16 protein-coding genes and 1 pseudogene are annotated in these 13,846 nt (G+C 55.6%); 11 read left to right on the forward strand and 6 right to left on the reverse strand.

Going from position 1 to position 13,846, the window contains the following annotated elements; genetic code table 11:
• Nucleotides 1-8: 8 nt before the first annotated feature.
• From OZ428_RS33610 to OZ428_RS33630, 5 genes are all read left to right on the forward strand, one after another.
• Entirely contained in the window at nucleotides 9-986 is a 978-nt protein-coding gene (locus tag OZ428_RS33610) for a DNA-binding protein (RefSeq protein WP_269134387.1), read from the forward strand.
• A gap of 428 nt (nucleotides 987-1,414) precedes the next feature.
• The gene (locus OZ428_RS33615) at nucleotides 1,415-3,376 is read left to right on the forward strand and encodes a DNA cytosine methyltransferase (RefSeq protein ID WP_269134388.1); all 1,962 of its coding nucleotides are present in this window, start codon (nucleotides 1,415-1,417) and stop codon (nucleotides 3,374-3,376) included.
• Nucleotides 3,377-3,477: 101 nt separating this feature from the next.
• Nucleotides 3,478-3,960, forward strand: coding sequence for a hypothetical protein (locus OZ428_RS33620; protein ID WP_269134389.1), 483 nt, complete (start codon nucleotides 3,478-3,480; stop codon nucleotides 3,958-3,960).
• Nucleotides 3,961-3,989: 29 nt separating this feature from the next.
• Nucleotides 3,990-4,256 (forward strand): hypothetical protein, encoded by a 267-nt coding sequence (locus OZ428_RS33625; protein WP_269134390.1) that lies wholly within the window; start codon nucleotides 3,990-3,992, stop codon nucleotides 4,254-4,256.
• On the forward strand, nucleotides 4,253-4,771 hold the full coding sequence (locus OZ428_RS33630; protein ID WP_269134391.1) for a hypothetical protein: 519 nt from the start codon (nucleotides 4,253-4,255) through the stop codon (nucleotides 4,769-4,771). Before OZ428_RS33625 ends, OZ428_RS33630 begins: the two co-directional genes overlap by 4 nt.
• 18 nt (nucleotides 4,772-4,789) lie before the next feature.
• On the opposite strand, the gene OZ428_RS33635 is transcribed toward OZ428_RS33630, so the two are convergent.
• Entirely contained in the window at nucleotides 4,790-5,497 is a 708-nt protein-coding gene (locus OZ428_RS33635; protein ID WP_269134392.1) for a TraX family protein, read from the reverse strand.
• Nucleotides 5,498-5,748: 251 nt separating this feature from the next.
• On the opposite strand from OZ428_RS33635, the gene OZ428_RS33640 reads away from it, so the two are divergent.
• The gene (locus OZ428_RS33640; RefSeq protein WP_269134393.1) at nucleotides 5,749-6,363 is read left to right on the forward strand and encodes a hypothetical protein; all 615 of its coding nucleotides are present in this window, start codon (nucleotides 5,749-5,751) and stop codon (nucleotides 6,361-6,363) included.
• A gap of 62 nt (nucleotides 6,364-6,425) precedes the next feature.
• Entirely contained in the window at nucleotides 6,426-6,929 is a 504-nt protein-coding gene (locus tag OZ428_RS33645; protein ID WP_269134394.1) for a hypothetical protein, read from the forward strand.
• A gap of 30 nt (nucleotides 6,930-6,959) precedes the next feature.
• On the opposite strand, the gene OZ428_RS33650 is transcribed toward OZ428_RS33645, so the two are convergent.
• The 5 genes and pseudogenes from OZ428_RS33650 to rdgC form a co-directional block, all read right to left on the reverse strand.
• Complete coding sequence (locus OZ428_RS33650; RefSeq protein ID WP_269134395.1) at nucleotides 6,960-7,469, reverse strand: hypothetical protein; 510 nt, start codon at nucleotides 7,467-7,469, stop codon at nucleotides 6,960-6,962.
• A gap of 305 nt (nucleotides 7,470-7,774) precedes the next feature.
• Nucleotides 7,775-8,719: a hypothetical protein gene (locus OZ428_RS33655; protein WP_269134396.1), complete on the reverse strand. Its 945-nt coding sequence runs from the start codon at nucleotides 8,717-8,719 to the stop codon at nucleotides 7,775-7,777.
• A gap of 111 nt (nucleotides 8,720-8,830) precedes the next feature.
• Nucleotides 8,831-9,313, reverse strand: a complete 483-nt coding sequence (locus OZ428_RS33660) for a hypothetical protein (protein WP_269134397.1) — start codon at nucleotides 9,311-9,313, stop codon at nucleotides 8,831-8,833.
• Nucleotides 9,310-9,552 carry a DNA translocase FtsK gene (locus OZ428_RS33665; protein WP_269134460.1) on the reverse strand — a complete coding sequence of 81 codons (243 nt, stop codon included), beginning with the start codon at nucleotides 9,550-9,552 and terminating at the stop codon, nucleotides 9,310-9,312. The genes OZ428_RS33660 and OZ428_RS33665 overlap by 4 nt, the downstream gene beginning before the upstream one ends.
• Before the next feature lie 6 nt (nucleotides 9,553-9,558).
• Nucleotides 9,559-10,470: pseudogene (gene rdgC, locus OZ428_RS33670) on the reverse strand (recombination-associated protein RdgC); the annotation flags it as partial.
• Between the two features lie 122 nt (nucleotides 10,471-10,592).
• Here rdgC and OZ428_RS33675 point away from each other — a divergent pair.
• The 4 genes from OZ428_RS33675 (at nucleotide 10,593) to OZ428_RS33690 (ending at nucleotide 13,842) form a co-directional block, all read left to right on the forward strand.
• Nucleotides 10,593-11,465, forward strand: coding sequence for a hypothetical protein (locus OZ428_RS33675; RefSeq protein ID WP_269134398.1), 873 nt, complete (start codon nucleotides 10,593-10,595; stop codon nucleotides 11,463-11,465).
• A gap of 77 nt (nucleotides 11,466-11,542) precedes the next feature.
• On the forward strand, nucleotides 11,543-12,433 hold the full coding sequence (locus tag OZ428_RS33680) for an OmpA family protein (RefSeq protein ID WP_269134399.1): 891 nt from the start codon (nucleotides 11,543-11,545) through the stop codon (nucleotides 12,431-12,433).
• A 285-nt stretch (nucleotides 12,434-12,718) separates the two neighbouring features.
• Complete coding sequence (locus OZ428_RS33685) at nucleotides 12,719-13,363, forward strand: hypothetical protein (RefSeq protein ID WP_269134400.1); 645 nt, start codon at nucleotides 12,719-12,721, stop codon at nucleotides 13,361-13,363.
• A 14-nt stretch (nucleotides 13,364-13,377) separates the two neighbouring features.
• Nucleotides 13,378-13,842: a TraR/DksA C4-type zinc finger protein gene (locus OZ428_RS33690; protein ID WP_269134401.1), complete on the forward strand. Its 465-nt coding sequence runs from the start codon at nucleotides 13,378-13,380 to the stop codon at nucleotides 13,840-13,842.
• The last annotated feature ends 4 nt before the right edge of the window (nucleotides 13,843-13,846 follow it).

Genomic DNA, 13,846 nt, shown 5'->3' on the forward strand with positions numbered 1-13,846 from the left:
CGTCCTCGATGATTAAGCCTTACAGCCAGCAGACTTACGCCGCGGTGATGGATCTCCTGCGTGCCGGTCAGGTCCCATCATGGAGGCGAGTGCGCGAGATTACCGGTACTGGATCTAGCAACGACCTCCTGCGCGAAATCCGGCAAATCGTGCAGGAGGTCGCTGAGCGTGCCGCCGCCGGCGACTACCCAAAGCAGGCGCAGGACGCTTTCTGGTCGCTCTGGATGGAGCTCAAATCCCTCGCTTCCAGTGACCTGGATGCGCTGCGCGAGCAACTGCTGGAACAGAACCGCTTGGCACAGCAGGCCACAACTGATGCGCAGGTAGATGCCGCCCAAGCGAAGCAACAGCTTGCTGAGCGCGAGCGCCAGGTTCAACTGTTGGAAAACCAACTGAGTCTGGCAGGAGCTCGTGAGTTGAAACTCAGTGGCAACATTGAGGAGCTCAACGGCCGGATTGTCCAAGAGCAAGAGAAATTGGCCGCATTGCATCAGACTCACCAATCAGCGATCGACGCGAAAGATCAGGAAATCCGTACCTGGCAAGGAAAGCTGGAAACAGAAACTAATCACCGCCACCAGGTACTGGCTGAGACGGTTGCCGAGCACCAGGTCAAGGTTTCCCGCCTCGAACAGGAAGTCAAAAACGAACTCGAACGCTACGACAACGACACCGCGAAACTGATGCGCCAATTGGACGCCGATCGAACTGAGCATCGCAGGGAACTCAAGGCAGTCAACGCCGAACTCAAGCTTGCTCGCGAGCAGTTGGCAGACTCACGACAGCAGAACGCTGCTGTTGCCGGCGAGAACTCAGCACTGCTCCGACAAATCGAAGACCTGACCAACCAGAGACGGACACTTGAACAGCGCAATGATGCACTCCTGGACGAAACCCGGGCAATGTCCAGCCAGATCGTCGAGCTGTCTGGAGCATTGAGATCTTTGGAAAAGCCAAACCTAGATGCTGATCGGATAACCGAGTGAGCTTTGATCAGCTGCGCTCCCATGCGGGCGCATTGTAATCAAAGGCGAATCATTGGTGGGTGGCCTGAATACGCAGGCGTTGCGTGATCCCGAGGTGGAGAGCCAAGGGGTGGCAACTGGGTAGCCGTTAGGTTGGACAAACGATGTTCTCCTGGCAATGCGCTCAACGATGCCCTGCTGGGTTCGCAACCAGCCAGGCCATCCACCAATGGCTCGCAACTGATAGCTCCCTTCCCGCATGCGACACCTTGAGCCGCGTCCGCGGCTCGCGCGCTCCCTGTCAACTTTCCCCCGCCTCAGTTTTCGATCAGCCCTCTCCCCTCCCCCTCTTATTCAGCCGGTGACCGCAGGATGTAATTTATCGTTGACACGAAAATAACATAAGTATAATTTCGAGACTACGAAACAATACTTGAAAGGATCCCTGCATGTTCAACCAACCCCTAAACGGCATTCCCAGCGCGCTTCGTCGCGTATTCAAACATTTCCACTTCTGCTGCGGGCTTGGTAGCGGCGCTGCAGGGTTTAACGATTCGAAGGCCGTAGTCTCTGGTGTGCAAGCTGAATGGGAATGCCTCGGCGGGATTGATGTTGACCCGGCAGGTCTGCGCGACTTCGAGATGCTCACCGGCGTTAAAGGCACCTTGATGGACCTGTTCACGCGCGAGCAGTACACAGCGTTCCATGGTAAGGAGCCGCCACCCGGGTGGCGTGAGGCGACACCCGAGGATGTACGCCGGGCCGCTCGCAACGAAAATCCTGACGCGGTGTTTATCAGCAGCCCTTGCAAAGGCGCCTCTGGACTGCTTTCTGAAACCATGAGCCAGACGCCTAAGTACCAAGCCCTCAATGAACTGACGTTACGCTGCGTTTGGCTGATGTGTGAGGCCTGGAAACATAAGCCTGTGAAGCTCATCGTGTTTGAGAACGTACCTCGCCTTGCGAGCCGTGGCCGCCACTTGCTTGATCAGATCAACAAACTGCTTACCTACTACGGTTACGCCGTTGCCGAAACCACTCACGACTGTGGCGAAATCGGTGGTCTGGCCCAGAGCCGTAAACGTTTCTTGCTGGTTGCTCGGCACGTTGAGCAGGTGCCTGCATTTCTTTACGAACCTGAAAAGCGCAGTTTGCGCGCAGTTGGGGATGTGCTTAGCCGCATGCCGCTGGCGGGCGATATCGAGCAAGCTGGTCCGATGCACCGGGTGCCTGCCTGTCAGTGGAAAACCTGGGTTCGCCTTGCCCTGGTCGAAGCTGGGAAAGACTGGCGCAGCTTGAGTCGATTTGCGATCGAGGATGGCCACCTGCGTGATTTTGTAATCGTACCTGAGTACCGGGCTGGTTATCTGGGCGTTCATCAATGGCAGGACACAGCGGGCACAGTTGCAGGACGATCAACTCCCACCAACGGCAAATTTTCAGTAGCGGATCCGCGCCCAGCCAGCAACGCCGAATATACCCAGTATGGCGTGCTCCCTTTTGACCGCCATTGTGGCGTAGTCACCGGCCAGAGAAGCCCAGGCCAGGGTACTTTTAGCGTTGCCGATCCACGCATGTCCGGTGAGCGGCACAAAAACGTATTTCGCGTGGTGCCAATGGAACATTCCGCCGGCACCATCACTTCTGGGCACGGGCCAAGCTCAGGCGGGCAGTCAGTTGCCGATCCTCGTCAGCCAACGAAGGGTTTTGGCAAATACCTGGTCACCGACTATTCCAAGCATGCAGGCACTGTGATCGCCGGTAGCACGACCGGACAGGGCGCATTTGCTGTCGCTGATCCTGCGTACAAAAACTCGCACCCCAGCGCGAGTCCAGTTCCAAGTGACGCCCTGCAGATCGCTGATCCTCGCACTGGCATGTCACGGAAAAAAGGGGATGCCTATCTCACCGGTGGCCATTACGGGGTGGTCAATTGGAATGAATCCGCCGGGGCCGTCTCTGCAAGTGCCTGCCACGATAACGGCCGGTGGTCCGTCGCCGATCAAAGAATGCCGGCGCCGAATGATCGCCTCACCTGCATGATCACCAGCCTGGACGGCACCTGGCACCGTCCATTCACGACTTTGGAATTGGCAGCTCTGCAGTCGTTGTTTGATCCGGACGAAATGTGGTCGAACGACCCGCAAACTGCACTGGAGATTCAGAGATCGCAGCACATGCGCAAGCTGGAGCAGGCACGGCACTTTCAGTTGGACGGCATCAACGATGGTTACCACAGAGAGCGTATTGGGAATGCTGTACCTCGCGCTGCGGCCCGAGCGATGGCTGACGTGTTCGCCACAACTCTTCTTCTCGCCGAAGCGGGTGAAACCTTCATGCTCAGCAGCGTACCGGTTTGGGTTCAACCCGTGGCGATGGCACTCAGCGTATCCCAGCTTGTAACCCCCTGAGATCACTTGCACAGCAGGTGATCCCCGCAATAGCGGAACCAATAAAAACTCAGCCGGGCACGCCATTTAACGCGTGCCCAGCTGCCATGGGAGAAACAGTGATGAGTGAAGTTACTGCCGATGTCGACGCAGCGCTGGCCCGCGAGGCTGCGCTGCAAAACCGCCTTGCAGCAGCGAATGAGGCCAACGAAAAGCTGACACATAGCGCCGCGACCATGCAGGCGCTGCTGGCTGGTCAGCATCAGGACACCCTTTATCGGCTTAAGCAGATCGAAGAACTGCGGCACCAGGTGGATGCCCTGGAAGGATTGCTGCGGGAAGCAGCCAAGTTCGAAGTCGGCGAGAACGATGAAGAAGCTTGGCAGGATCTATTGAGTCGCATCAGTCTTGAAACAGTACACGTCGGCGAAACTGTGCCGCCGGCTACCTGCACCTGGTCACAAGACAACAATTCACTGTGGAACAGCACCTGCGGCGTAGCTTGGGCCTTCATGGATGGCTCACCGCATAGTCACGGCATGCACTTCTGCCATTCCTGCGGGAAGACGCTGGTTGTTGGTCAGGTAGCGGGTGATGGTAAGTAAGCCCAACCACTGATTGAACGAGGTTATTTATGAGCCAAGCTGAGTTAATGGCCAAGCTTTCGGGTGAGGGTTGGATCTCAACCGATGATGAAAAAATGCCGATTGGGGTGACTGTTGATGCCGTGTTGGTCTACCAGCGCCGCGGGTTCGGAGGTGTGATCTTGAGCACTCGATACCTCGGTGTCGATGCGGTTCGTACAGAGGAATATCGGTACACCGATCTGACCAACAACGACAAGCTTCTCGCCGCCAGCGACTTTATGGCTTGGAAGCACAAACAGCAGGTGCAAGCATGACCGAAAACAAAACGATTGACGGTGTGTCGCGTTTGCTACTCAGAGACTTACTGGAGCCGCATAGTGCGCGGTGTCTCAAGAGTGCCCAAGATAGGCTGCGCGCCCTGCTGGACGCACCAGCCGTCGAGCGCGCGGATGACCCGGTGGCATTGACAACGGTTGCGGTTATCCGCGAGCGTGATGACGAAAAGCGGCTTGAGTGGCTGCTTGAGGGTGGAATTGCCGAACTTGAGCCAGGCCAATACCTGATCGTCGCTGATCAAAAGGTAACTGACGATGAGGGTTACGGCGAACTCTACCGCCATCAATCCGAGCGGCCCGAGCCGATAGCTGTAGGATCACTTGAAATCGTTGGGCGCGAGTGTTTTCCATCTGAAGCGATGAAGTCCACGCAAGGCTATCGGAAAGAGCCTTGGGTGGATGGGGAATTCAGCCAAGTACCTTCGGAGCCTGGGTTTTACAGGGTCGAGCCGCTTGTTCGCCTTTCGGACGTGACCCGCCTGATCGCCGATTGATCCGAGTTGCACATCACATCAGAAACCGTAATCGCGCAGAAGAGCGAACAGGCCTAGGTGCATGGGGTAAAAAAGATAGCCCCAGCGCCCTACTGGCCTGATCGTCAAGGTCAGCTTTGCGCTGACCAACCAAAAACCAACCAACGGAGCTGCCAAAGCAGCGACTGCCAAGGCTACAGCTTCCCCCTCTCCCGACAACAACATCGCCTGCACCTCCGGCACAAGCATGTTTGCCAGGCAGCAGATTACGCAACTGGCTGTGACCCAGGCCCAGCGCGCAGCCCCCTTACTTCGTAAAGCCATTACCATCACCGCCGGAATCAGAACTGCGATTGCGTGATATCCGAGATGGTCGTGAAGAACGATCGTGAGAATTGCACCGATTGTTCCCAGGAGCAGTGCTTTTGGGGTGCGGTGGTGCACAGCGAGCGTGATGGTCAACGCTGATGACAGCAGCCAAAAGATGTTGAGGTCGTGCCCAAACACCGCGTGAAACATTGGCTGGCTGATCACTCCGAAAAACAGCAGTGATCCCAGATACCTGACATTTCCTGGGGTGTTCAATGAACCACGTTGCTGGCGAATCACATTGCATGCCATCACCAGGCAGAAAAGGGGGAACGCTAATCGACCAGGAATAGCCAGGACCTGCAAGGATGGCCAAATTGCACGGGAGTGATCCAGGACCATCGCTGTGATGGCCAGCCATTTGATGAAGTCCAGCACGGAGATGCGCCGGCGGAGGGCCTTTGCCCCGGCAGTGGTTGGGCACCCGGTTCGATTGGACTGTGCCATGGGAGTGTTTTGCATGCGTGCGCCAGTCAAAAATGGGTGAGGAACCGTGACCACTGGTATTGCAGTAGAATAGCAAGTCGTCTATTGCCAGACTAAAGTTACCGCATTTGGCATTGATCGCTTTAGAGCGGATCGGCCCCGTTATCATCCGGATCTCGTGCGAGATCAAGAGGAGCTTCAGTATGCTGTTACACAACGCGCGCCCGACGAGAATCGTCATGTGGTACGGCGGCCGTCAATGGGATGGGGCGTCGGAAATCCGCCCAGGTCGCAAAGGGGGAACAGAACAAGGCCCAGGCATTTACTGCACGAACCACTATCTCGCAGCCAGGAAATATGCAAAGGAAGAAGGCCAGGTTCGCAAGCTTGAGCTTGAGCCACGCTTACTCCTCGAATCCGCGGCGCTGCCGTTGCAAACCGTTGAAAAATTTGTCCGGGAGAATACGCCCAAACGGGCGCACAAGCCGTTGCTCGATGGGTTGCGTAAGGCAAGTTCGGAAAGCGATCTGAGCAAACGTAATTTGATTGGAGAGGCACCCCATTGCCCCGCCGAGTCAATTTTGAATCTTTGCGTGGAAGCTGAACTTGCGCACGGAGCAAGAGGACTCGCACTGGCGACTCTTTTCATTGTGAACGGAATCGACGCCAGCCTGCAGCGCATTAACGGCGACGAAGTGTGGGGAGTGATCTTCAATCCGGCCTGTATCAAGAGCAGCACGCCGGCGGACCCTGATCACGTCGACGCCGAACATTACCAACTGCCCGATCCCCTATTGTCGCTGGAGCAAGGGTCTTAACAGCTGATTGATTTTTAGCATTGCAAAAGCATATAGTTCACAAGAGCTAATTGGAAATCTTGATGACAGTTGATTTTGAGAAATGCGAACGCGTACGTGTGACGGCCGAAGGCCAGGAAGTACTTGCCTTCTTGGGGCGATGTGACGCCGCGGCCGTGGAGCTCACTTTGGTTGACCAGGCAACTCGCAAAGCCTGGTACTCCAAATTCACGAGCAAACTATCGCCTCGACTCTATTTCGCCACGGAGCTGGCCACTTTCATCGCGGAACAACTCTGCAGCACAGGGGAGGCTGACCGAGCGCTGATCTCCCGTATGGCTCGACAGCAAATCATCAAGCAGCGCAGATTGCGAGCGTTGAGCCAGGAAAAAGCAAGGGCGCTATTCGACGCGGCGTTCAGCATTCCAAACATCGCAGTGGAAGATGATTGGCCTGAAGCAGTTCTTGAGTTGGCCTACGGACTTGACTGGAGAGCACGCTACCCAAGACTTCGAGATCCTGCATTTCAGACACTATTTCAGCATGTGACATTGCTTCAAAAAACGCTCGTTGCCTCCTCAACTTAACTCAGTGCGAGCGTCTCCAAATGCGCAAGATCAGGCGAGCCGTAGGTTCGCCCGGGCGCCCATCACACGCAAGCCGCCACCCGCACCGAGTGATAAGACGATCTCACGCATCCGGCGCTCCAGTCGCTCAACGAATTGAAGATTATCGATTTCAAACAGTCGCGACACACTCCGAGCATTCTGATGAGACCACCATTCGTTGCGCACCAGGTTCACGCTCAGCAGGTGTACGGGAGCATTTTCCGAATGGATCGCGTGCACTACCGTGACTCGGTCGCCAAAGGCGAATGCTTCCGGCGCGACAGGCAAGGCAATCACGCATTCCTTGCCTGTTTCGTCATCCAGGAGTTTGACGCCGATGCCATGTTCGTCAGGTTTGGAAACCCAGATGATCACACCGGTAATCGCGGCAAATCGAACGACTGTTTCGCCATCTTGAAGCGACCGATCGATGGGTGAGGAATGAAATTGCAGAACATTACCGCACGCATTGATTGATGCGTTTGCAGGTGCCGAACCGACCCAATGAGTCTTAGACATTACGCGTGCAGCGCAGAGATGATTGGAGGTGAAATGCGTTGTCGCTGAATTTCGCCAAGCCCTGGTGCTCACCGGTAGAACTTTATCCATAAAGAGGCGCTTTAACTGCTAGTAACGGAGGAGTGATGGCTCGTTGCCATCTGTGAACTGTCGCACAGTTTACGCATCTGAGGAATCAAATATTTCGATATATAGCGAACTTTTGACGCTAAAAAAATGTCATATCACGCCTTGCGATTTCAATCCAACGAAAATATCCGTTTATAGTCAGAGGAAGTGGGCGTTTTCCGATCTATTAGATCGGTCTATCTGATGGAGCAGTAAATAGCTTGGGTTTCCAGCAAAGGCACATCGGCGTACTTTACGTCCGACCGGCGCTGGCGTTTGGCGTGAGTGGAACTCGACAACGGAGGAATGTCCGGACCTTCACCGCAGATGAACAAAGGCAGCGAGGTCTTTACTTTCAGCCTCTCTCCATCGCTCCACGCCAGATTGACGTGGTAGATGTACCCTCCCCGATAGATGTAGGCAAGATCCGGAATCGGGCTCAAACGCATGAGGGAGGTGAGTCTTGATACATCGCGCTGCGCTGCAGCATGCCGCTCCCCTTCCTCCTCCATAATTCTCTCAAGGGCCTCGATCAGCACCGTAGGATGCCGCTTCTTCACAATGTGTTGGATCGTTTTGCAAAATGATATTTTTCGCGGCGTATTTCCCCGGGCGCCTTCAAGCATCAGGGGGCGAACCGCATACCTGATGCGAATCCGTGGCTCCCCTACGGTCGCTATAACGGCCTTCCAGATACCATCTTTAGGTCGAAGAGTTATCCAGTGCGAGAGCTGGCCACCTCCCAGCTCCATACCGGTTGGCAGCCTGGACAAATCCGCGCGCTTTAGTTTCCGCAAGGGGATGCTGATAGCATTGAGATGAGCCCTGGCAGTCTCCGCCGCGAAAACAGATGCAGAGGCTTCTGCCGGCAAGAAAACGGCACCGGTCACACGAAATGCAGATTCATGCTCAACGTCAAGGGAGCACAGTGCACGCCGGAGTTCGGCTGGGAGCTCAGAACGTCTCTGAAATGTCTTGAGACCGAACTCGCCAAAGATCCAGCCTCCTGCATGATGCTTTTCACAACATTGCAGCAAGGCCTCCTGGGTGCTTTTCCACCGGGTAAGTGCAACGCGCAGATCGTCGATCTGAGCCAACAATACTGGCAGGTCGATCGGGGTTTCGGAGCTGGTGTCGGCCATTTCGCTTTCGTTCTTCGTCCTGGACAGTCAGAGCCAGACTACAGGCGAACGAAGGGCCAGGCCACTCGGACCTGGCTTCAATATCCCTGATCCCGAACACTCCTAGAGCGATCAGGCCGCAGAGGTGGACTGGCAGATTTCCGCCACCCAGCAAACCGGGTCGAAATCCCAGGGCGCGCCCGGGTAACGTTGATTCCAATGAAAGGCGTATTCCGTCCAGTTCTCGTAGCCTTCAGCACGTATGGTCGCGTCGGAAATAAGTTCAAGTGGCTCGACCTTGATGGCGGAGATTCTGGCCTTACCGACGGGCTTCGAACGACTAAACCCCTGCAGCAGATTGACGTCGACACTATCTCCAGCTTGGCCAATCGGACAATGCGCAGCCAGCTCCTGCGATGAGAAAAAACAACCAGAACCTGCAGGCCACTCGTAGCCACTTTCGGTTGGTGCCGCCTCAAACAGAGACTGTTGCTCCCCGCGGGCCACCATTTCACGCCGTGTAAGGCCCACGCCGATGGGTATCCGCAGAATGATGCGGCCTGCGCTATCCAATTGCCGAGCCCTCAGCTCGTCCAGCACAACCGGCAGGCTCACGATGCTGTCTCCTCACCGACCAGTCTCCGGCTACCGTCGGTGTGCAACATGGTGACGACACCACGCTGCTCCATTTCCTCAAGGATACGAGCGGCCCTGTTGTAGCCAACTTGAAAGTGCCGTTGAATCGCACTGACGCTGGGCCGTTCTTGGCTGCGTACAAACTCCACCGCGGCTGGGTAGAGTTCGTCACTTTCCTCAACGCCAGCGCCAAGATCGACGTTACCGGTCAGTCCCATTGCCTCCTGCGGAAGCTCCTCTCCCCCCAGCGCGTCGAGGAGCAGCGGCAGAAACTCGCTAAAGGACAACATCATCAACTCAAAACTTGCTGCCAATTGACCCTGCGCCTCATCACCGCCATCTTGCTCTGCCTGATTCTGTAGCAAATCATCAAACTTCAGGCGTTTGATCACCATTTTGTCGTCGAGCACGAACGACAACTTGTCCTTCCATGCAACTGCCAGCTGGGTAACAACCTTGCCGGTGCTCAGGTGCATCTGCAGCTCTTCGCTCGTCAGGTCCTGGCGCTTGCAACGGACGCTACCTCCTTCCTCATGCGTATCGCGCAATTCGCATTCATCGAGCACGAAAAAGTCTTCAGCAGCTTTCTGCGTTTTTACCCAGTCAGTCATGGTTGCCGAGGGGGAAGTTTTCACTGTCGCCGGGCGCACCGGCAGCGTGCCCAGGACCTCGCGAAGCGTGGACAACAGATCTTCAGCACGTTTTGGGCTTGCGGAATTGACCAGGATCAATCCCAGTTTAGGCGCGATCGCTGCGAACGTTGACGATCGGCGAATAAAGGCGCGGGGCAGAAATGCTTGCACGATTTCATCTTTGATTTGGTCGCGTTCTTTTTTGTAAACCTTGCGCATCTGCTCCGTCTCGATCTCCTCAACTTTTTCGGCTACGGCGTCACGGACCACACTGCCAGGGAGAATGCGCTCTTCTTTACGTGCGCCTACCAGCAGGAACTCGCCTCCAACATGCACGAGAGGCGCGTCGGCACCTTTGCCTAAGGGCGCAACGAACCCGTAGGTGGTCAACTCCTGACTTTCGCATGCCCTGGCGCGCTTGGAGCCGAGCGCCTGTTCCAACGCATCGCTGTCAAATGGCAGGTTTTGAGTGAGGCGATAAATAAGCAGATTTTTGAACCACATGGGCTGAGTCCTGAATTGAAGATTTCAAATGTTTGCTAACGCAATATCAATAGCAAAACATTAGACTAAAATGCAAGGCAAGAGTAAATTTGCATAGTCCCCTCTCTTGAGTCCCCCCCCACATGCGATCACCCAATCCAAACGCCGGCCCCCAAGCAAGTAAATGGCTTGATCAACTCCCGCATGACTTTCTGTCCCATCGCGGCACTTGGCGTCAGGCGTTCGAACGCCTGATTGAACTGGAGCCGGTAAGTCATCTGCCCGACCAGGATGAAAAGGGATTCTGGAAGCACGAGTTAAATGCGTTCGATGTCGCCTATCGAGAGCTGGATGTTTGCGTCGACGAGGTAGAGACCGATGAAGTATGGGGAGATCGGTTGCCCCATGATTTCTTGAGCCACCGCGAAACGTGGCGCCAGGGCTTCGAGCGTCTTATCGAACTTGAACCAGAAAGCCATCGACCCGACGAGGATCAAAGAGGGTTCTGGCAGCACGAGCTCGACGCATTCGACCTTGCGTATCGTGAGCTTGATGAAATCCTCACGAAACGCTCAGTAGTGGCGCGCTATGAAGTGCGGCACGGGCAGACGAATGTTCTTTCTACCCACAAGACATTGAGTGAGGCAATGAGGTCGTACGCGCAATGCTTCGCCCTTCGGGATAGCAACCGGCTGTTTGCCGTCGGCACGCTGGGCGCGCATGAATTGTGTTTGATCGATGTCGGCCATGCCTGGCAAGGATCAGGTAATCAGCTCATCTACAACGTTCCAGAATTACAGGCGTTTGAACATGCCCTTTATTTGGAGGGGCTCAACGCCACAAAGCACCCGATCACACTCAGAAGTGACGAAGTGCTCAAGCCTGGAGTGCTCGACACGACTGAAATGGCGGCCATCAAAGCGATCGAACAAAACCCTGCCTTGGTTGGTATTCCTACGCCAGATGAAAGCGCGCCAGAAATCGAAACAGCGGTGCTCCATGTTTCTCCTTGGTAGCTCAGCCAACCAGGTTCGCGAATAAAAGCCATAAGGGCGTTATTCGCCCAAGTTTTCTGTCGACAGGAGTTCGTACCATGAAGAAGCTCATTCCCCCGGCCCTGATCCTGACGATCCTCACCGGCTGCTCCAATATTCCGCCGCAATACCAGTACACCGCCCGATACGGTGGTCTTGGCGCGCTCGCAGGCGCCGCCTCCGGCGCAATAATTAATCACGATAATCGTGCTCAAGGCGCTGTGATTGGAGGTGCTCTCGGCGGCGCCGGTGGTGCCGGCTACGGCTATTACGTGGATCAGCAGGAGTCTGACCTTCGATCGAAATTGCTGGGTAGCGGCATTACGGTTAAGCGTGAAGGCGACAAAATCAACCTCATACTGCCTGAAAATATCGCGTTCCAGCCAGGCAGCTACCGGCTTACTGCCCAGGCCCAGCGCGCACTTGATGAAGTGGCAACGTCACTGCAACGCTACCCGGGTAGCTCCCTGATAATCACCAGTTCAACAAACGCTAGCCGGCCACATGCAGGCGCCGATCCACTGTTTGGACAGCGCGCCGCTGCACTCACGAGTTACTTAATGGCCAAGGGGGTGGAGCCATCCCGTGTCAGCATTCATGCGAGCATTGAGCATGAGACAAGCCGCATGAGCACTCAAAACTCAACATACCAGGTGCAGCAGTCTGCCATTCAGCAACAGGTGCGGCTGCAGCAGGCCCAACTGAATCAACAGCGGCAGCAGTATCAGTACACTCCGGCGCCGGTGTACCAGGCGCCCTATACCGCGAATGCGTCGACTCGCATTTTCAGCAACACCCTGATGCAAGGTATCTCGCAAGCCATTTCGAATGGCCCGGCCGCTGGAATGAGAGCCGGCGCGGCCGCTGCAGCTCGGGGTGCAGGCCAAGAGCTCAACCGCGGAATCAACGGCGCTGTGCGTGACTTCCAGTACAACAGTTTTGATCGCTAACCCCTCCCCCTTGTCAGGCCGGTGCATGCATACCGCGCCTGGCATTGTTATGCCAAACAATGCCAATTCAACCCTAAGAATGAGTGATTACCACTAATCCAGTTTCACGTCAGCTTGCCTGACCAACCTTCCGCGCAGGGTTAATAGGTGGCCGGCAAAGGCATTTTCTGGATTAGTGGTAATTAACTTATCGCGTAAACTCGTTATCAAACATTTGATTGTGAATTAAATGCGCTGCTATATTATCGCAATCATGTTGTTAAATTAGATTGCGCAAGGTGTGCCATGAGACAACCCAACCCCAGCGGGAATGCGTGCCCTGACGCGCTTGATCTGACCTCACTCCACGAATTCGATGAGCTGATCATCATCGGCGAAAACGACCAGGTGATTGGCCTTCAACTCGCTTCAGAGGCAGTGGCCATTGGGATCGACCCAGCCACCCTCTCTGGGCGATTCATCTATGCCGACCTCGAAAACAACCGTGCATACCCCGTCGCCATGCGCGAGCAGGCAGAATTTGTTGGCCAACTACCAACCTACGAGGTCCACGAAATTTCGTATTGCCTCGCTGGAAGAACACACGCCAATACCGATCTATCCCTGGGTAGTTATCACTCTCCGGCAGCGAGACACCGGGTAACAAATGCGCTGCGTGCTTCCAATCAAGGGGCTCACCAGCAGTTATCAAGCGCGCTCGCCTCCGTATTCAGAACCCGCCAGGGTGATCGCGTAATCACCGACCTTACCTCCGATCTCACGGAGGGCCTGCACGGTTCCACCGCCTCCGGCCGGGTTCGTCAGCTCGTAGTTTCAGCTCTGGAAACCCTGTGCGCCCACCTGGACGCGATCACGCCACTGGCTCAAAGGTCCGCCGCGGCGAACATTGGCGATGCAGATCATTACTCTCAACCCGGCCCAGGCCACTGACCAGGAGCATTCGGATGCAAACCCAACCATCCGTGGTCGGCACGGATGCCGACACCGTAATCATCACAACTGAACAACTCCTTGGCATGCCTGAGGACCAGTACATGTCAGCTCCACAACTGCTGTTTTTCGAATCGCTACTTCTGCACGAACTAGACGAGGCCCGGCAACGACACTCCCAGGCACGTCAAACGATTCAGGACAGACCTGCGGTCAGTGACGTTTCCGACTGGGCCAGCGCAGAAGAAGAGCGCGCGTCCGCATTGAGTCATGCAGAACGAAATCACCAGTTATGTCGAAAAATCGCCAAGGCACTTGAACGCATCCACGACGAGTCATACGGCTGGTGCGAAGTCACTGGCGAACCGATCGGCCTCAAGCGCTTGCTGTCGCGCCCTACGACTTCGCTGTGCATCGAAGAGAAACAGCGCCAGGAAGCCAAAGAACTGCATCACCACAAGGCACGCGGTGCCGCCTAACCCC

The sequence above is a fragment of the Pseudomonas sp. GXZC genome (genome assembly GCF_026967615.1).
Taxonomy (GTDB): Bacteria; Pseudomonadota; Gammaproteobacteria; order Pseudomonadales; family Pseudomonadaceae; genus Aquipseudomonas; species Aquipseudomonas azotoformans_A.

Bases quoted from the DNA above. Each gene is read 5' to 3' on its own strand.
- OZ428_RS33610 (WP_269134387.1), top strand. From the start codon at position 9: ATGATTAAGCCTTACAGCCAGCAGACTTACGCCGCGGTGATGGATCTC.
- OZ428_RS33615 (WP_269134388.1), top strand. From the start codon at position 1,415: ATGTTCAACCAACCCCTAAACGGCATTCCCAGCGCGCTTCGTCGCGTA.
- OZ428_RS33620 (WP_269134389.1), top strand. From the start codon at position 3,478: ATGAGTGAAGTTACTGCCGATGTCGACGCAGCGCTGGCCCGCGAGGCT.
- OZ428_RS33625 (WP_269134390.1), top strand. From the start codon at position 3,990: ATGAGCCAAGCTGAGTTAATGGCCAAGCTTTCGGGTGAGGGTTGGATC.
- OZ428_RS33630 (WP_269134391.1), top strand. From the start codon at position 4,253: ATGACCGAAAACAAAACGATTGACGGTGTGTCGCGTTTGCTACTCAGA.
- OZ428_RS33640 (WP_269134393.1), top strand. From the start codon at position 5,749: ATGCTGTTACACAACGCGCGCCCGACGAGAATCGTCATGTGGTACGGC.
- OZ428_RS33645 (WP_269134394.1), top strand. From the start codon at position 6,426: ATGACAGTTGATTTTGAGAAATGCGAACGCGTACGTGTGACGGCCGAA.
- OZ428_RS33650 (WP_269134395.1), bottom strand. From the start codon at position 7,469: ATGTCTAAGACTCATTGGGTCGGTTCGGCACCTGCAAACGCATCAATC.
- OZ428_RS33655 (WP_269134396.1), bottom strand. From the start codon at position 8,719: ATGGCCGACACCAGCTCCGAAACCCCGATCGACCTGCCAGTATTGTTG.
- OZ428_RS33665 (WP_269134460.1), bottom strand. From the start codon at position 9,552: ATGGGACTGACCGGTAACGTCGATCTTGGCGCTGGCGTTGAGGAAAGT.
- OZ428_RS33675 (WP_269134398.1), top strand. From the start codon at position 10,593: ATGCGATCACCCAATCCAAACGCCGGCCCCCAAGCAAGTAAATGGCTT.
- OZ428_RS33680 (WP_269134399.1), top strand. From the start codon at position 11,543: ATGAAGAAGCTCATTCCCCCGGCCCTGATCCTGACGATCCTCACCGGC.
- OZ428_RS33685 (WP_269134400.1), top strand. From the start codon at position 12,719: ATGAGACAACCCAACCCCAGCGGGAATGCGTGCCCTGACGCGCTTGAT.
- OZ428_RS33690 (WP_269134401.1), top strand. From the start codon at position 13,378: ATGCAAACCCAACCATCCGTGGTCGGCACGGATGCCGACACCGTAATC.